Raw genomic sequence first — 14,972 nt, forward strand, 5'->3', positions numbered from 1 at the left:
TTCCCTTAAAATAATTTTCCAACGAATGCCTTTTGCAAAATTGAAGAATAATTATCTTCATAATTTCTTATTGATTCACTAAGTTTTTTTCTTTCTTTTTCTATTCTAGATACAATATCTGCGAAATCATTCTGCACATCTATTGGTGGCAGATTTATTCTTATCTTCTTTAGCTCTTCAGCATTAATATTAGCCATTCCAACAATACTTTTTGCCATATTTAATAAAGTAGCCTTGCCATGTTGAGAATTCAAGTATGCAGAAATATACTCGGTATTCCCTTTTGTGTTTGTTATAAGTTTGACCAAGTATCCTGCATACGCCATCGGTTTACTTTCTCTATAAACAGCTGTCTTGCCTACTAACTCTTTGCTATTAGTCCTGTTAAATAATAGTTCCCCTTCATAAACCAAGTACTTTTCTAACTCGTTTTCATCTAAATCAACATACTTTAGACTTGAAAAATCCCAGCCGCCCGTATAAGAAATATTATTCATTCTTAGCATAGGATACTCACCACCAGTCTCATGTGCCTTTTTACTTGTTCCATATTGTGTTTTTAAAGTTAAATCATTAATAGTTCCAGTTTCCCACCCTTTCGGATTCGTCACAGGATCACCAAACATCTCATAAAACACCGACTGAATCAACTCATCCATCAACCTAATTTGCTCTTTTCTTGCATCAATAAGCCCCTGAGCCATGTCCAAAACTTCAACGATTTTCTTTTGGGTTTCTAGTGGTGGTAGTGGGATTGATAGATTTTCTAATACAGTCTTACTAATATGAGGTATAGTTGCACCCGTACAATTGTCTCTTAAATACTGAAACTTTGATTGAAGAAATCTTGCTGCATAATATGGATTGACTTTATTATTTTTCAACTCAAGTCTCGCTAATGTGCTTCCAATAACACCTTCCAATCCAACACCTATTGTTCCGGCATTAGCACCATCCCAAGCAATAATTAAATCATGTTTATTTACATATACACTTTTCTTATTAGGAATACAGTACTTAAGATTATCATTATGGCGCAAATCTTCAATTTGAATATATCTTGGAGAGAGCCTAGATTCATTTTCTGTCTCTTCTTCCTTCTTGCCTTTTGATATTTTAAATATTTCTTTTAATGCTACCATCTCTACACCATCCTCTCAATGTCATTAAGACCATTAAGAATCTGCTGTTCCAGTTCTTTGATTCTTTGTATAATCACTTTTGGTGCTTCATATTGCACTTCATCATATTCAACTTCTTTATATCTATTGATAGACAAGTCATAATCATTCTTTACAATTTCCTCTTTAATAACAAAGAACGACTTCTCTGTACGCTTTCTGTCCTCTTCATTCTCAAGATTATGATAACGACTGATAATATCTGGAATATCGTTCTCTTCAACTAGTTGACGCTTATCATCAAGGGATAAGCCATCTGCCTGCATATCATAAAACCAGACTTTATCCGTGCCACCAGCACCCGTCTTAGTAAAGATCATAATAGCAGTAGAAACACCTGCATAGGGTTTAAATACGCCACTAGGCATGGAGATAATTGCTTGTAATTGATGGTTCTCTACAATCTCCTTACGAATGGATTTATGGGCATTAGAACTACCGAATAATACACCATCTGGTACAATTGATGCACATCTGCCACCTTTTTTAAGCGTTCTTAAGAAAAGGGCTAAAAACAATAGCTCTGTCTTCTTAGTTTTAGTTACTTTAAGTAAGTCTGCTGATACACTGTCATAGTCTAGTGATCCTTTAAATGGTGGATTGGCAAGAACAAGCGTGTATTTTTCTCTGTCTTTATTGGTTTCCGATAAGGAATCTCTATATTCGATATTAGGTCTATCTACACCGTGAAGCATCATATTCATTGCGCCAATACGAAGCATGGTTCTGTCCATGTCATTACCAAAGAACATATCTCTATGATAGTGGTCTTTCAGTTCTTTTATAGTGAACATATCCTCATTATTTCGCTTTAAATACTCCCCTGCCTCAACAAGGAATCCTGCCGAACCAGCTGCAGGGTCAACAATAATATCCGTTGGTGTTGGTTGCATCAAGTCCACCATCATTTTGATGATGTGTCTAGGTGTTCTAAACTGACCATTGGTACCTGCGGTTGCTACCTTAGAAAGTAAATACTCGTATAAATCCCCTTTGGTATCATCCGTTGTATTACCTTCTTTAATTGGTAGTCCATCAATATTCGTCACAATTTTTTCTAACATTTGAGGTGTTGGGATCATAAAGATGGCATCGTCCATATATCTTGTAAATGCTGAATCCTTGTTCCCATGCATGGTTTTGATAAATGGGAATACTTTCTTTGAAACCATATCATACATGTCAGAAGCACTCAGTTGTTTAAACTTATGCCATCTCAGATTTTCTTGCTCGTCGCTAAAAATTTTATCTACTTCAATCCCAAGCAGCTCCGCATTTTTTTCTAAATCCGTTTGTTTTTCGTCCAGTCCCTTTATAAATAAAAGGTAGGTAAACTGCTCAATAACAGACAAGGGATTGGTAATCCCACCTGTCCAGAATATCTCCCATATTTTATCTACCTTGCTTCTTAATTCACCTGTAATCATTGTTGTTCCTCCCATAGTCTTTCATCTATTTTAATAATCCAATAAATGCTTAATCATTTCTTCTTCAAGTCCCTTTGTTTTACAAAAATCATAAAGTGCCTTTTTTGCCATTCTATTGGGACTGTTTTTACCATTTTCCCAGCGGTTGACCGTGGCAAAGCTCACTTGAAGCTCTCTTGCCAGTTGTTCTTGACTCATATTCAGTTTACTTCTGATTTCTTTAACCATTTGAGCAAATTCCACTTTATACACCTCCAGCTCGTCACTTTATATTATAACAAATGTTATAATATAATCATACGATAATTTGAAAATTATCCCAAAGAAAAATCCACCGATAATATACCAGTGGATTCACATTTATTATTCAGTTTCTTATGTCCCTACATTTCACATCCAAAAGCCAAGCCTTACAACAATTTCATCTGTCAGTTCCTTATTGCGATAATTCAAGACATCTGTCTTAAACATGAAAAGCTTTGTTTTTAGGGGTATTTGGGCAAATACAATTAGTTTTTTTTGTATAGTGCTACTATAGTCTCCACATGTGTCGAATGGCTAAACATATCTACCCCACACCATTTATCAATAGCATAACCACTTTGATTTAATATTTTCACATCTCTAGCAAGTGTTGCTGGGTCACAAGATACATAGACGATTCGCTGTGGATTCATCTCTATAATAGTGTCTAACAGACTCGTATCACAGCCTTTTCGTGGTGGGTCCACGACTACAACATCAGCAGTGATGCCTTCCTCTTGATAAAGTTTTGGGGCAATATCCTCAGCTTTACCTGCGTAGAAGGAGGTATTAGAGATCTTATTGATATCCGCATTGGCTTTGGCGTCTTCAATAGCCGCTTCGACGATTTCTACTCCGTAGACATGCTTAGCTTGCTGGGCCAAGAACAAGGAAATGGTCCCGATGCCACAGTAAAGGTCATAGACAATCTCTTCACCTGTAAGCATAGCGTATTCAAGGGCTTTGGCATAGAGTTTTTCTGTCTGTATCGGATTAACCTGATAAAAGGAAAGAGGAGAAATCTGATATTCTATCTCACCTATTTGGTCGCGTAAATATTCTTGTCCATACAGATGAAGTACTTTGGAACCTAATATCGCATTAGTTTTTTCTTGATTAATATTCAGACTAATGCCTACCACACGATCGAGTTGTGTTAGCGTATCTATGAGTTCCTGCTGATGAGGAAAGCTCTGCCCATTAATAACTAAGGTTACATGGAATTCTTCACGATGATGCGACTTACGGATAACAATATGACGCAACAGTCCCTTATGCTTATTCTCGTCATAGACCGAGATATCCCGCTTAGTGATAAAGTTACGAAGCACATCAATAATCTGTTCATTATATCTATCTTGAATATAACAAATTGGCGTCTCAATAATCCGATGGGAACGCTTGGCATAGAATCCAATGAGCAGCTTTCCACTCACTACTTGTACAGGAAACTGAACCTTGTTGCGATAAAACCACGGCTCATCCATACCGATAATCGTCTCTTCTTTTTCTTCTAGCATCTGTCGATCTTGTTCACCAATACGTTCGAGGGCATCTAATATATGTCCCCGTTTATATTGAAGCTGCGCTTTATAGTCCATATGCATCAAACTACAACCGCCACATTGCTTGGCTATCGGACATCGGGGTTCCACACGGTCTATTGAAGGTTTAAGTATCGTCACTAGACGACCAAAGCCATAGTTCTTCTTGGCTTTGATAACCTTAACTTCGATGTGATCACCTGTCATCGCTCCATCCACAAAAAGGGTATAGCCGTCGATACGACCTACCCCTTCTCCGTTGGCTCCGATTCCGGTAATCTCCATCGTATAAATTTGATTTTTTTCTACTGGGCATACCTGTTTCATCGTTCACCTCTATGTCATTTGTTTAATAACGTGTTTTTCGTATATTTGTTTCAAATAATCGCTGATAACCTGCCCAATCATCTTGTTCTTCAGATTGTGCCATAATCGTTGAAAATGTTTTTACTTTTGCATCGATATTATCTGCATAATGAAGTAATATCGCTTCTAATATTGCCGGCTTTTTAGGCGAACCGTATTCCAACTCTCCATGATGTGCCAAAACAACGTGCTTAATAATTGAGGCTAGGGATTTTGGAAATCCCGGAATCTCGGCTACTTTTTCATTAATCCATTCAACTGCAATAATAATATGGCCTAATAATTGTCCTGAATCCGTATATTCAACCATTGGAAGCTCTGTCATCTCTTCCGTCTTTGCTATGTCATGAAGCAAAGCGCCTGCAATCAAAATGTCACGATCCACTTCTTTATAACTTTTTGCCAAAAAATCACATGTACGTAAAATTCCAAGCGTATGTTCCAATAAACCGCCGTAATAGTTATGATGCACGGATTTTGCCGCTCCATGAGCTTTAAAGCGTTTGGCAAGGGTTTTATCTTCAACAAAAAACTTCTCCAGCAGTTGTTTGACATAATTATTATCTACACTCTGAATAAACCCAAGCAGTTCATCATACATCTCGTCAACATTGTATTCAGACATGGGAACATAATCAATCGGATTGTATTCTCCTTCTTGACATTTTCGAACACGACGTATATTCAGCTGCAGACCACCTTGAAAGGTTACCACAGAGCCGTCAATCTTGACATAATCCCCTGCTTCAAAATGTCCTATTCCATCGTTTAAATCCCATATCTTACCCTCAATAGTTCCTGTCTTATCTTGAAGCCGGACAGAATAATATGTTTTTCCGGCACGCGTCTTTAATATTTGTTTGGATGAACATAAATAGTGGTCTACTACTTCATTACCTTCACGAATTGTTTCAATAAATTGCATAATAACTCCTTCTACATAAAAATTGTTTTTAGCTGATGTATTTGATCTGTAATTGCCTTAGGATCTGTGCTTCCTGCAACAATCGTACCATATTCTAGGGTAATCATCTCAAGATGATTGGATGGTAAGTGCTCTAATCGTTGTTGAAGATATCTTGCAATACGATAATCTTCTGCCTCCATTATACCATGGACATCTATAACGCCAAGTTTTTTATCAAACTTCGTGCCTGAAAAATGGATTTCCCGTATCTTCTCAAGAGGGAGCCCCTCTAAGTAGGTCTGGATATCCATCCCTAGCTGATAAGCAGACACTTTGGCATGGGATATATCCAGCAATAATCCAAGTCCTGTTTGTTCAATGAGCTCACGAAGGAACCAAGGTCTAACCGTATCAACCAATGTGGTCGGATATTCATAATAAGGGTTAAAATCCATGTTTTCAATAAGCAACTCTGTATGAATCTGTTGATCAAATCTATGAAACTGTTGAATCATATATTCCAATACACTCTCACTTTGAATTTTTTTGGCATCTTCTGGAAAACATAAGCTATGAATTCCAATAAATGGCGACTTGTACTTATGAATATACTGATTTATTTTATCATAATCAATCTCTTTTGTCGAAGGCATTCCTCCCCGTTCATGCCACCCAAATCCATGAATCAGTAAAGGTTTTAATGTATATGCTTGATCTAACATATCTTTGGTGGCTCCAAAAGCACCAATTTTTATATAATCACAAATCGACGGATTTTTATTTAATAATTCAATCAGTTCATAGGATATATTACATGCATACTTCATATTCAACCTCCCTATTAGCTATATGACAATATTTTCAAGGCTAAAGACTGTAGTCCATTTTTTTCGAGCAATAAAAAAATGCTACTTTAATTGTAGCATTTATTCACCCATTTTTTTAGTGTTTTTATTAATAATCTGACCTTATTACAAGGTTTTTTCTTTTCTGTGTAAAATGATTGTTCTCTAACGTTATACTCCATATTAATTATCACACTCCATAACAAATCAAATTATACTTTTGACATTGAATCTACTTCTATTATAACCGTATTATTTTAACAGAATGTGAACATGCTATAAACAATCTACATATTTTAATTTTTCTTATCTTTTTTGTTTGTATCACTAGATGCTTTCGATTTGTCCGTCATTGTAAAGCTACCATTTAAGATGGCGCCATCATCAATAATAATCGAACCGCAATGAATATCACCAAGTATACTTGCTGTCTTGTTCACATGTAATTGATGGGTTACATCCACTTGTCCTTCAATAGTTCCGGCAACAAGTAAGAAAGCCGCTTTCACATTCCCTACCACTTTTCCTGTCTGTCCAACGACAACACTTGCTTCACATTCAATGTTTCCATTTAGTACTCCATTGACTTGAACGGATGATTTTGACTTCATTAAACTGCTGTCAATCACTGTGTCTTTGCCAATCAAGGTTGCTGGGCGTTCATAGTTTGGTTTCTTTGATGATAACATAAACTGTCCTCTCTAGTATATATATTCAGCCGGATTCACCGGTTCTCCATTCAATAGTACTTCATAATGCAAATGTGGACCTGTACTTCTACCCGAATCACCGGATTTTGATATAACGTCTCCACGTTCAACTTGTTCTCCCACACTTACATATAATTCAGAGTTATGTGCATACTTCGTCATCAATCCATGTCCATGGTCAATAACCACTGTATATCCATATCCTGATAGATATTCTGATACGACAACTTCACCTTCTGCCGTTGCCGATACTTTTTGATATCGTGCCTTAAGATCGACACCTGTATGAAACTCACTGCTTCTTCCGCCAAATGGATTACTTCGATATCCAAAGGGGCTGGTAATATATGTATTCTTAATCGGCCAAACACTTGGATACGCTTCCAAGTATGGAATCATTTCCTCTAAAGATTCATTGGTATCTGCAAATCGACCTGAGTCTTCATCAACTTTAGATGAAGCAAATCGGAGAAAATCCGTAATCTTTTTTATCTCAGAGTCAAACTCTGCCTCAAATGTCTCTTCATCTAGGACGATGTTATTGACAATTTCATCGGCTTTAACTAACTGTTCTTCTTTTATCATGGTTATATCATGCGTTGCTGGCGCTGATGTTGACAGCACACGCTTTTTTTCATAATTCGGGTCTATCTGTAATGTATACTCTTTTAATAAGTCTTTTTCTTCATCTGTCTGAGCTTCTGTATCACTGGATTTTGGTGCATTATATGTACCAAGGTTTGTGTCAATCTCAGATTTGAATTCTTCCATCTGTTCACGATAAGCTTCTAAGTCTTCAATCTTGATGCCAAGTTCAATGGCCAAAGTCTTTAATTCTTCTAGTTTTTCATACCGTTTTGTTACGGATGAAGCAATCTCTTCTTCTAATTCCTTGATTCTTGCTTCTTTTGCCTGTCTGTCGCTAATCTCATCTTGAACGGTTTCTTGTTGATATGCGACTTGTGCTTCAAGTGATTCTACATATGAATATATATCTAGTGATTTCCATACAAGCATCACTGCAAGAATTAATGCTGGAAACCGAACCCACTTAGGAATCTTAACTGCTTTTGCGCTTTTAGTAGCATCTGTGATAAACATCATGGTGAGATATTCTTTTCCGCTAGCCTTATGCTTATTACGAATGCGAGGTTTTTTAAACTGCATTTTCATATACCTGCTTTCTCTAATTTCGTAATTCCAAGTGCTATTATAACATAAATTGTAATGATTTTGTAATAATTCATTTCATCACGCATAGTACTTTAGTCCTATTTTACACCACATTATTTAAAATAGCAAGGACAAATCTCCTCCTTGGAAATGGGCAAAATAACTCTTTTATTCTTCTCTCGTTTCATGTAAAATAGAGGATAAAGGAGGTTTGACATGAATACATCATTATCTATTCATTCGAATCGTATTATTTTTGTGTCTACAAGTAAATATCATGCGTCCTTTAAGCGCCTGTCACAAACCGATGCATATTATCGCTTTGCCTTTGACAGCGCACTTAATCAAGATGGTCTCAAAGAAAAAGACCTTGAAGATGCAGATGCGTTGCAGTATGATATTTTTACCAATAACAAAGTCATCTTAGGTGTTTTAAAGTGTTATTATCCAGTAAAAGATTCCAACTTATGGATTCAGACATTAATCATTCGCAAAGAATTTGCGCGTAGTGGTTATGGAACTTTAATCTTTAAACGCTTTGTTGAAACATTAATACGGCAATATTCGATCAAAAAAATTTTCTTAACCTGCCATAAGGATAATGTAGCAGGAATAAGTTTTTGGCAACAACAAGGGTTTGTCCGTCAGGATGAACCCATAAAAAATGATTACTATCTGTTCGTTGCTAATATAAGGAGTTTATCATGCATAGAAAAGTATTTAACACACTAGAATTTAACAAAGTACTGGATCTAATTGCAAACTACGCATTAAGTCCAATGGCAAAATCAAAAATCATGGCTCTTGAGCCTTTTGAGCATATTGAGGATATTCAAAGAGCTCTTAACGAGACGACGGATACAACCCGCTTATTGGTACAAAAAGGGGATCTTCCGCTAAGAGGTATTAAAGACATAAAGGCCATTATTAAACGCCTAGCTATTCAAGGAACTTTGTCTATCGTAGAAATCTTAAATGTCGCAGATGTCTTACGTTCTACAGCTCAAGCCAATGCATATTATAATGCTGCCAAAGATTATATTAATACGCTTAGCCTTGCGCCGTATTTTCAAACCCTTGACCCAGTACCTGCTCTCGCCAAAGAAATTAACCGCTGTATCGTCTCTGAAGACGAAGTGTCTGATCAAGCTAGCCCACGTCTATATGATATTCGTCGCGATATTAAAGCTAGCAGCTCAAAAATCAAAAGTCAGCTAAATAAAATCATTCATTCTGCTAGTCAATCCGGAATGCTTCAAGATAATAATTATACCATGCGTAATGACCGCTATTGTGTTCCACTTAAAGCAGAATACCGCAATCAGTTTAAAGGAATGATTCACGATCAGTCTTCTACCGGCTCAACACTTTTTGTCGAACCATTCGCCCTTGTTGAACTCAATAATCACTTGAGCGGGTTATACTTGGATGAATCCAAAGAAATTCAAAAGATACTTATGGATTTAAGTGAACGTATTGCCGTATATAAGGACGTTCTTGAAGAGAATATTGCTATGCTCACACATTTAGATTTTTTATCCGCCAAAGCAAACTATTCCATTCATACCAAGTCTTCTTGTCCGACATTTAATGTGGATTACCATATATATTTGGAAAAAGCTCGTCACCCGTTACTCGATCCTGAGACCGTTGTTCCTACGACTATATATATAGGTAAGGATTTTACTACGCTTGTTATTACAGGACCCAATACAGGCGGTAAGACAGTCACTCTAAAAACCATCGGTCTCTTGTCACTTATGGGTCAAAGCGGTCTTCACGTTCCTGCTGCAGACGGTGCTAAACTGACTGTTTTGGACAATATTTTTGCAGATATCGGCGATGAACAAAGTATTGAGCAGTCCTTAAGTACATTCTCATCACATATGACCAATATCACACAAATCTTAGAACAAGTGACGGACCGTTCCCTCGTTCTCTTTGATGAACTAGGTGCCGGAACCGACCCTACAGAGGGTGCAGCTTTGGCTATGGCTATTTTGGAAAATCTTAAAGCGGCGAATATCCTTACGATTGCCACAACCCATTATTCTGAACTAAAAGTTTATGCCCTCTCGACTGCGGGCGTTGAAAATGCCAGCTGTGAGTTTGACGTTAACACATTACGTCCGACCTATAAACTCTTAATCGGCATCCCCGGAAAAAGTAATGCCTTTGCTATCTCCAAAAGGTTAGGTTTATCTGATATAATAATAGATGAAGCCAAAGAACTCTTAAGCGGACGTGAGATTCGCTTTGAAGATCTCATCACGGATTTAGAGACCAACAAAAAAACCGCATTACTTGAAAAAGAGCGTGCTCAACAGTACCGCAAAGAAGCTGAAGAGCTCCAACGTCAAGTTGAACAGCAAAAAAAACACCTTGCATCCCAAAAGCAACAGATTCTTCACGATGCCAAGATGAATGCTGCACGTGTACTAGAGACTTCCAAAGCCGAAGCTGATGCTATCATTCGTCGAATGAACGAGCTTGTTAAAGATGGAACAGGCATGAATATGTCTGAACTTGAAGCACAGCGCTCTGCATTAAGAGAAAAAATCAATAAAGCTACTAAGACCAAGAAAAATTCACAAGTGTCACGGAAAAAAGTTCGTGTTGAAGATTTAGCGATTGGCTCCAGCGTTTTTGTATCTTCTCTAAATCAAAAAGGAACTTTGATTCATATAAATCCGCATAAAAAAGAAGCCACTGTACAATTAGGCATTATGAAGTCCACTATTCCTTTTAAAGATTTAGAACAAGCCGATGACAATATGAGCTACACACCTGCACAAAAAGGAACCGCAAGAAAATACACCATTGCCAAAGGCAACAAAAACAAAGGCACCACTTCAGTATCTGCTCCTAGTCATGTCAAAACAGAACTCGACTTGCGTGGATTAATGATTAGTGATGCAATTACTGTCTTAGATAAATACATTGATGACGCATATCTTGCCCACCTTTCACAAGTGACGATTATTCACGGAAAAGGAACCGGCGCATTGCGACAAGGCGTTCATCAGTTCTTACGAACAACAACACATGTAAAGGACTATCGCTTAGGCGAATACGGCGAAGGCGATAGCGGGGTAACTATTGTAACATTCAATGACTAGAAAAGAGGGATATTTATGGAGACCAAAAACAGAATTCTCATCGTTGATGACGATGAAAATATTAGTGAACTTATTGCGCTCTATTTAGAAAAAGAAAGTTATGCAACAAAAATTGTGGACAATGGCAACGATGTCATTGACGCTGTCAAGTCCTTTAATCCAAATCTTATTCTTTTAGACTTAATGTTACCAGGAAAAGACGGATATGACGTCTGTAAAGAAGTCCGTCAAATGAGCACCGTGCCTATCATCATGTTAACTGCCAAAGGAGAAACCTTTGATAAAATCCTTGGACTGGAATTAGGGGCTGATGATTATATGGTCAAACCCTTTGACAACAAAGAGCTTACGGCGCGTGTAAAAGCTGTCTTGCGCCGCTACACTCCTCAAGAAAGCAAAGGGAAACAGATTAATCTGCCAAACTTAACGATTAATTTGTCAAACTATAGTGTATTGCATAATGACAGCAAAATCGACATGCCTCCAAAAGAATTGGAGCTACTATACTATTTAGCTTCCAATCCCAATCAAGTATTCACTCGCGAGCAACTTTTAGATCGCATATGGGGTTATGAATACATTGGAGATACAAGGACCGTCGATGTCCATGTAAAACGTATTCGGGAAAAAATTGATGAAAATGATTATTGGGGACTAAAAACAGTGTGGGGAATAGGATATAAGTTTGAGGTGAAATAATGTTCAAAACATTTTCCGGAAAATTTTTAGCTATCTATATTTTGACAACAATTGTCATTTTTCTGATACTGTTTGGTACATTGTCTCAAACAATTACCAATCATTTTGTAAGTTCCCGTTATCGGAAAATGTTCAATGAAATACATTCGATTGAAGCAGAATATTATGACTCATATATTCAAGGCACTCTTGAAAAATCAATGTTTCACAATCAACTCTATACATATAGCTATCGCGCAGGATCAAGGATTATTATCATTGATCCTGATCAGCGCGTTATTTTTGACAGTGAACCGTCATCACTTTCTCTAGTCAATACCATCATCACCCATGAATTTGCCACCCGCTCAATCCTTGGTGAGACGGTCACCAAAATCGGTTCATTTAAACCTTATGAAGCTGATCAAGTGATCGCCGTTGCCCACCCGTTGGAGTACAATGGCACCCGCTATGGCGCCGTCCTTCTGGTCTCGCCTTACCCTTCAATAAAAGAAGATATCCGTTATGTGTATAATCTCATTTTGGTTAGCTTCTTCGTTCTTATTTTTGTTACCTTCATTTCCAATTATGTCTTTTCAAGGAGTATAAGTCAGACTTTTAGGTCCTTTAATGCGACCGCCAAATCTATTGCTAGTGGTGATTTTTCTGCCCGGATTGAAGACTCCAACTTTAGTACTGAGGTCATCGAATTGGCTGAGAGTATGAATTATATGGCTGAAGAGCTTGAAAAACTCGAAGACCTTCGCCGCGATTTTATTGCCAATATCTCTCACGACTTTCGTTCACCATTGACATCTATTCGTGGATATGTGCAGGCGGTTATGGATGGAACCATTCCACCGGAAAAGTACGACAAATATCTGACGATTGTTCTTAATGAAACTGATCGCCTAACGAAGCTAACCAACGATATATTGCTTTTGACAAAAATGGAAAATGAAGTGCTTAAACCTGAAATGGAAGATTTTGATTTGCACGAGACACTGCGCAATACACTGCTGCAGTTTGAGCAAAAAATTCTTCAAAAAGAAATCAAGATGACCCTTATTATTGAAGAAGAAGATATTGTTGTTCACGCAGACTATAACCAAATCCAACGTGCACTAACCAACTTAATTGATAACGCCATCAAATTTTGTGAAACTGGTGATGAAGTCATTATCGAGACAACTCTTTCTGGAAACCAAGTACACGTCTCTGTTAAAGATACCGGTCCTGGTATCGCTGAAGATGACCTGAAAAATATTTGGACCCGTTTTCATAAAGCTGATCGTTCCCGAGGAAAAGATAAAAAAGGTGTCGGACTCGGATTATCGATTGTTCGAGAAATAATCAAAGCCCACCACCAGACGATTGAAGTATATAGCCAACTAGGAAAAGGGACAACCTTCACCTTTACCTTGGCGATTGCTAAAAAGAATCATCACCATGCATAACGATGAAGTTGCCCTTCATTTTCTAGATCCATAAAATTATTTTGTCGTAATGCTTCATAAAGTACAATAGCTACTGAATTAGATAAATTCAGTGAACGTGTGCCTTCTGCCATCGGAATTCGGATGGCAGTTTCTTTATGTTTTAGCAAAAGTTCTTCTGGAATCCCTTGCGTTTCTTTTCCAAACATAATAAACGCATTGGGATCATAGGATACTTGTGCATAGGTTTGCTTTGCTTTTGTAGTTCCCATGTATACAGTCGGATGGTTATTCTTTTCCATAAAGTCATCGAAGTTTTCATACACATGCAAATCAACATCTTTCCAATAATCAAGTCCTGAACGTCGTACACTTTTTTCATCAAGTGAAAACCCTAGGGGTTTGATTAAATGAAGGGATGTATTGGTTGCCACACATGTTCGTCCGATATTACCTGTGTTATAAGGAATCTCTGGTTCAAGTAGTACAATATTCATCTTATGCTTCCTTTATCGCTATATTAATCTCTAATGTATAGTCATTAAATGTTAACGGTACACAAATCGTTTTTGAGTCGCTTACGGAAAAACTCAAATTATTACCCAACGTAATTGTAGGAGGTGTAATATCAAGCGCTATGTTCTTCGTTGAGAAAATCGTTGCTGCGTTACCAAGGATCATATTGGACATCTCGCTCACTGCGCTTTTTGCCATATCATTTAGTTCAGGTACCGGCATCCCCATCATCATCTTTGAAGCAATATAGCATGCTGTACCTGTCTCCATAGTAAAAATTACTTGTCCGCGAAGTACACCTGTAATTCCAATAATGACCGCTAGGATATCCCCTTCATACGTCGCTTGTTTAAGATAAGGTTTTCCCATAGATGACTCAATTTGACTAAAATCCTTAAGTACTGTTTGTGCCGCACTTATAAACGGATTTATATATTCTACATTAATTCCAGCCATATTTTGACCTCCTTTATTTTCTTATGTTTATTTTACCATCAATTGTTTTTATCGTCAAAATTATTCTCTTATTGAACACCTTGACATTTATTGCTTTTTATTATAAAATGATACATATTATCATTTGATATTTGTTATCTAATAGGAGGAGGTTTCTGATGGAACAACTCGCAGAAATTCTAAAAACTAAGAAACTCAAAGTCACTCCACAACGTTTAGCAATATACAAAGTCCTATACGAAACGACATCACATCCTACTGCCGAAGATATCTACACTGCTCTTAGGCAAACCCATCCAACAATGAGCTTAGCAACTGTATACAAAACACTTGATGCCCTAAAAAAAGCAGATTTAGCTACAGAACTAAACATTGGTGATGATAGTTCCAGGTATGATGCAACCATTAAGTCACATCCTCACATGATTTGTTTATCCTGTGGTAAGGTCTTGGATTTACATACACAATCGTTACAGGCTTTTAAAGAAAACGTACAAAAAGAAACAGACTTTGACATCGTTAGTGAAAAAGTATATTTTTATGGAACATGCACGGACTGCAAAAAAGATAAGGCATCAAAAAACTGACTC

Annotated in this window: 15 protein-coding genes; 5 read left to right on the forward strand and 10 right to left on the reverse strand. The window is 37.2% G+C overall.

Features of this window, described 5'->3' with window-relative positions; genetic code table 11:
• Positions 1 to 5: 5 nt before the first annotated feature.
• The 8 genes from QBE53_12610 to QBE53_12645 form a co-directional block, all read right to left on the reverse strand.
• Entirely contained in the window at positions 6 to 1,142 is a 1,137-nt protein-coding gene (locus QBE53_12610) for a restriction endonuclease subunit S (GenBank protein ID WZL80642.1), read from the reverse strand.
• Positions 1,143 to 1,144: 2 nt separating this feature from the next.
• A complete protein-coding gene (locus QBE53_12615; GenBank protein ID WZL80643.1) occupies positions 1,145 to 2,608 on the reverse strand; it encodes a class I SAM-dependent DNA methyltransferase in 1,464 nt (487 codons plus the stop codon).
• A gap of 30 nt (positions 2,609 to 2,638) precedes the next feature.
• Positions 2,639 to 2,851: a helix-turn-helix transcriptional regulator gene (locus QBE53_12620; protein WZL80644.1), complete on the reverse strand. Its 213-nt coding sequence runs from the start codon at positions 2,849 to 2,851 to the stop codon at positions 2,639 to 2,641.
• Positions 2,852 to 3,117: 266 nt separating this feature from the next.
• Positions 3,118 to 4,503: a 23S rRNA (uracil(1939)-C(5))-methyltransferase RlmD gene (gene rlmD / locus QBE53_12625; protein ID WZL80645.1), complete on the reverse strand. Its 1,386-nt coding sequence runs from the start codon at positions 4,501 to 4,503 to the stop codon at positions 3,118 to 3,120.
• Positions 4,504 to 4,525: 22 nt separating this feature from the next.
• The gene (locus QBE53_12630; GenBank protein ID WZL80646.1) at positions 4,526 to 5,467 is read right to left on the reverse strand and encodes an HD domain-containing protein; all 942 of its coding nucleotides are present in this window, start codon (positions 5,465 to 5,467) and stop codon (positions 4,526 to 4,528) included.
• Between the two features lie 11 nt (positions 5,468 to 5,478).
• Complete coding sequence (locus QBE53_12635) at positions 5,479 to 6,276, reverse strand: DUF692 family protein (protein WZL80647.1); 798 nt, start codon at positions 6,274 to 6,276, stop codon at positions 5,479 to 5,481.
• Between the two features lie 314 nt (positions 6,277 to 6,590).
• Positions 6,591 to 6,983 (reverse strand): polymer-forming cytoskeletal protein, encoded by a 393-nt coding sequence (locus tag QBE53_12640; GenBank protein WZL80648.1) that lies wholly within the window; start codon positions 6,981 to 6,983, stop codon positions 6,591 to 6,593.
• 12 nt (positions 6,984 to 6,995) lie between these two features.
• Positions 6,996 to 8,171, reverse strand: a complete 1,176-nt coding sequence (locus QBE53_12645) for a peptidoglycan DD-metalloendopeptidase family protein (GenBank protein ID WZL80649.1) — start codon at positions 8,169 to 8,171, stop codon at positions 6,996 to 6,998.
• 222 nt (positions 8,172 to 8,393) lie between these two features.
• Between QBE53_12645 and QBE53_12650 the strand changes: the two genes are divergently transcribed.
• Genes QBE53_12650 through QBE53_12665 form a run of 4 tightly spaced genes read left to right on the forward strand, consistent with a single transcriptional unit; the run spans position 8,394 to position 13,431 of the window.
• A complete protein-coding gene (locus QBE53_12650; protein WZL80650.1) occupies positions 8,394 to 8,909 on the forward strand; it encodes a GNAT family N-acetyltransferase in 516 nt (171 codons plus the stop codon).
• Positions 8,882 to 11,296: an endonuclease MutS2 gene (locus QBE53_12655; GenBank protein WZL80651.1), complete on the forward strand. Its 2,415-nt coding sequence runs from the start codon at positions 8,882 to 8,884 to the stop codon at positions 11,294 to 11,296. The genes QBE53_12650 and QBE53_12655 overlap by 28 nt, the downstream gene beginning before the upstream one ends.
• Before the next feature lie 15 nt (positions 11,297 to 11,311).
• The gene (locus QBE53_12660) at positions 11,312 to 11,995 is read left to right on the forward strand and encodes a response regulator transcription factor (GenBank protein WZL80652.1); all 684 of its coding nucleotides are present in this window, start codon (positions 11,312 to 11,314) and stop codon (positions 11,993 to 11,995) included.
• The gene (locus QBE53_12665; GenBank protein ID WZL80653.1) at positions 11,995 to 13,431 is read left to right on the forward strand and encodes a HAMP domain-containing sensor histidine kinase; all 1,437 of its coding nucleotides are present in this window, start codon (positions 11,995 to 11,997) and stop codon (positions 13,429 to 13,431) included. Before QBE53_12660 ends, QBE53_12665 begins: the two co-directional genes overlap by 1 nt.
• Here QBE53_12665 and QBE53_12670 read toward each other — a convergent pair.
• Both QBE53_12670 and QBE53_12675 read right to left on the reverse strand, forming a co-directional pair.
• Complete coding sequence (locus QBE53_12670; protein WZL80654.1) at positions 13,419 to 13,907, reverse strand: tRNA (cytidine(34)-2'-O)-methyltransferase; 489 nt, start codon at positions 13,905 to 13,907, stop codon at positions 13,419 to 13,421. The two genes, QBE53_12665 and QBE53_12670, sit on opposite strands and share 13 nt — an antisense overlap.
• A gap of 1 nt (position 13,908) precedes the next feature.
• A complete protein-coding gene (locus QBE53_12675; GenBank protein WZL83310.1) occupies positions 13,909 to 14,373 on the reverse strand; it encodes a chemotaxis protein CheX in 465 nt (154 codons plus the stop codon).
• Between the two features lie 167 nt (positions 14,374 to 14,540).
• Here QBE53_12675 and QBE53_12680 point away from each other — a divergent pair, with 167 nt between their 5' ends.
• Positions 14,541 to 14,969: a Fur family transcriptional regulator gene (locus QBE53_12680; protein WZL80655.1), complete on the forward strand. Its 429-nt coding sequence runs from the start codon at positions 14,541 to 14,543 to the stop codon at positions 14,967 to 14,969.
• The last annotated feature ends 3 nt before the right edge of the window (positions 14,970 to 14,972 follow it).

This window comes from Vallitaleaceae bacterium 9-2 (assembly GCA_038396585.1).
GTDB lineage: Bacteria > Bacillota > Clostridia > Lachnospirales > Vallitaleaceae > UBA1351.

Coding starts and splice junctions, on each gene's coding strand:
- QBE53_12635 (WZL80647.1), bottom strand. CDS start 6,276: ATGAAGTATGCATGTAATATATCCTATGAACTGATTGAATTATTAAAT.
- QBE53_12650 (WZL80650.1), top strand. CDS start 8,394: ATGAATACATCATTATCTATTCATTCGAATCGTATTATTTTTGTGTCT.
- QBE53_12660 (WZL80652.1), top strand. CDS start 11,312: ATGGAGACCAAAAACAGAATTCTCATCGTTGATGACGATGAAAATATT.
- QBE53_12640 (WZL80648.1), bottom strand. CDS start 6,983: ATGTTATCATCAAAGAAACCAAACTATGAACGCCCAGCAACCTTGATT.
- QBE53_12610 (WZL80642.1), bottom strand. CDS start 1,142: ATGGTAGCATTAAAAGAAATATTTAAAATATCAAAAGGCAAGAAGGAA.
- rlmD (WZL80645.1), bottom strand. CDS start 4,503: ATGAAACAGGTATGCCCAGTAGAAAAAAATCAAATTTATACGATGGAG.
- QBE53_12630 (WZL80646.1), bottom strand. CDS start 5,467: ATGCAATTTATTGAAACAATTCGTGAAGGTAATGAAGTAGTAGACCAC.
- QBE53_12645 (WZL80649.1), bottom strand. CDS start 8,171: ATGCAGTTTAAAAAACCTCGCATTCGTAATAAGCATAAGGCTAGCGGA.
- QBE53_12680 (WZL80655.1), top strand. CDS start 14,541: ATGGAACAACTCGCAGAAATTCTAAAAACTAAGAAACTCAAAGTCACT.
- QBE53_12665 (WZL80653.1), top strand. CDS start 11,995: ATGTTCAAAACATTTTCCGGAAAATTTTTAGCTATCTATATTTTGACA.
- QBE53_12670 (WZL80654.1), bottom strand. CDS start 13,907: ATGAATATTGTACTACTTGAACCAGAGATTCCTTATAACACAGGTAAT.
- QBE53_12615 (WZL80643.1), bottom strand. CDS start 2,608: ATGATTACAGGTGAATTAAGAAGCAAGGTAGATAAAATATGGGAGATA.
- QBE53_12655 (WZL80651.1), top strand. CDS start 8,882: ATGCATAGAAAAGTATTTAACACACTAGAATTTAACAAAGTACTGGAT.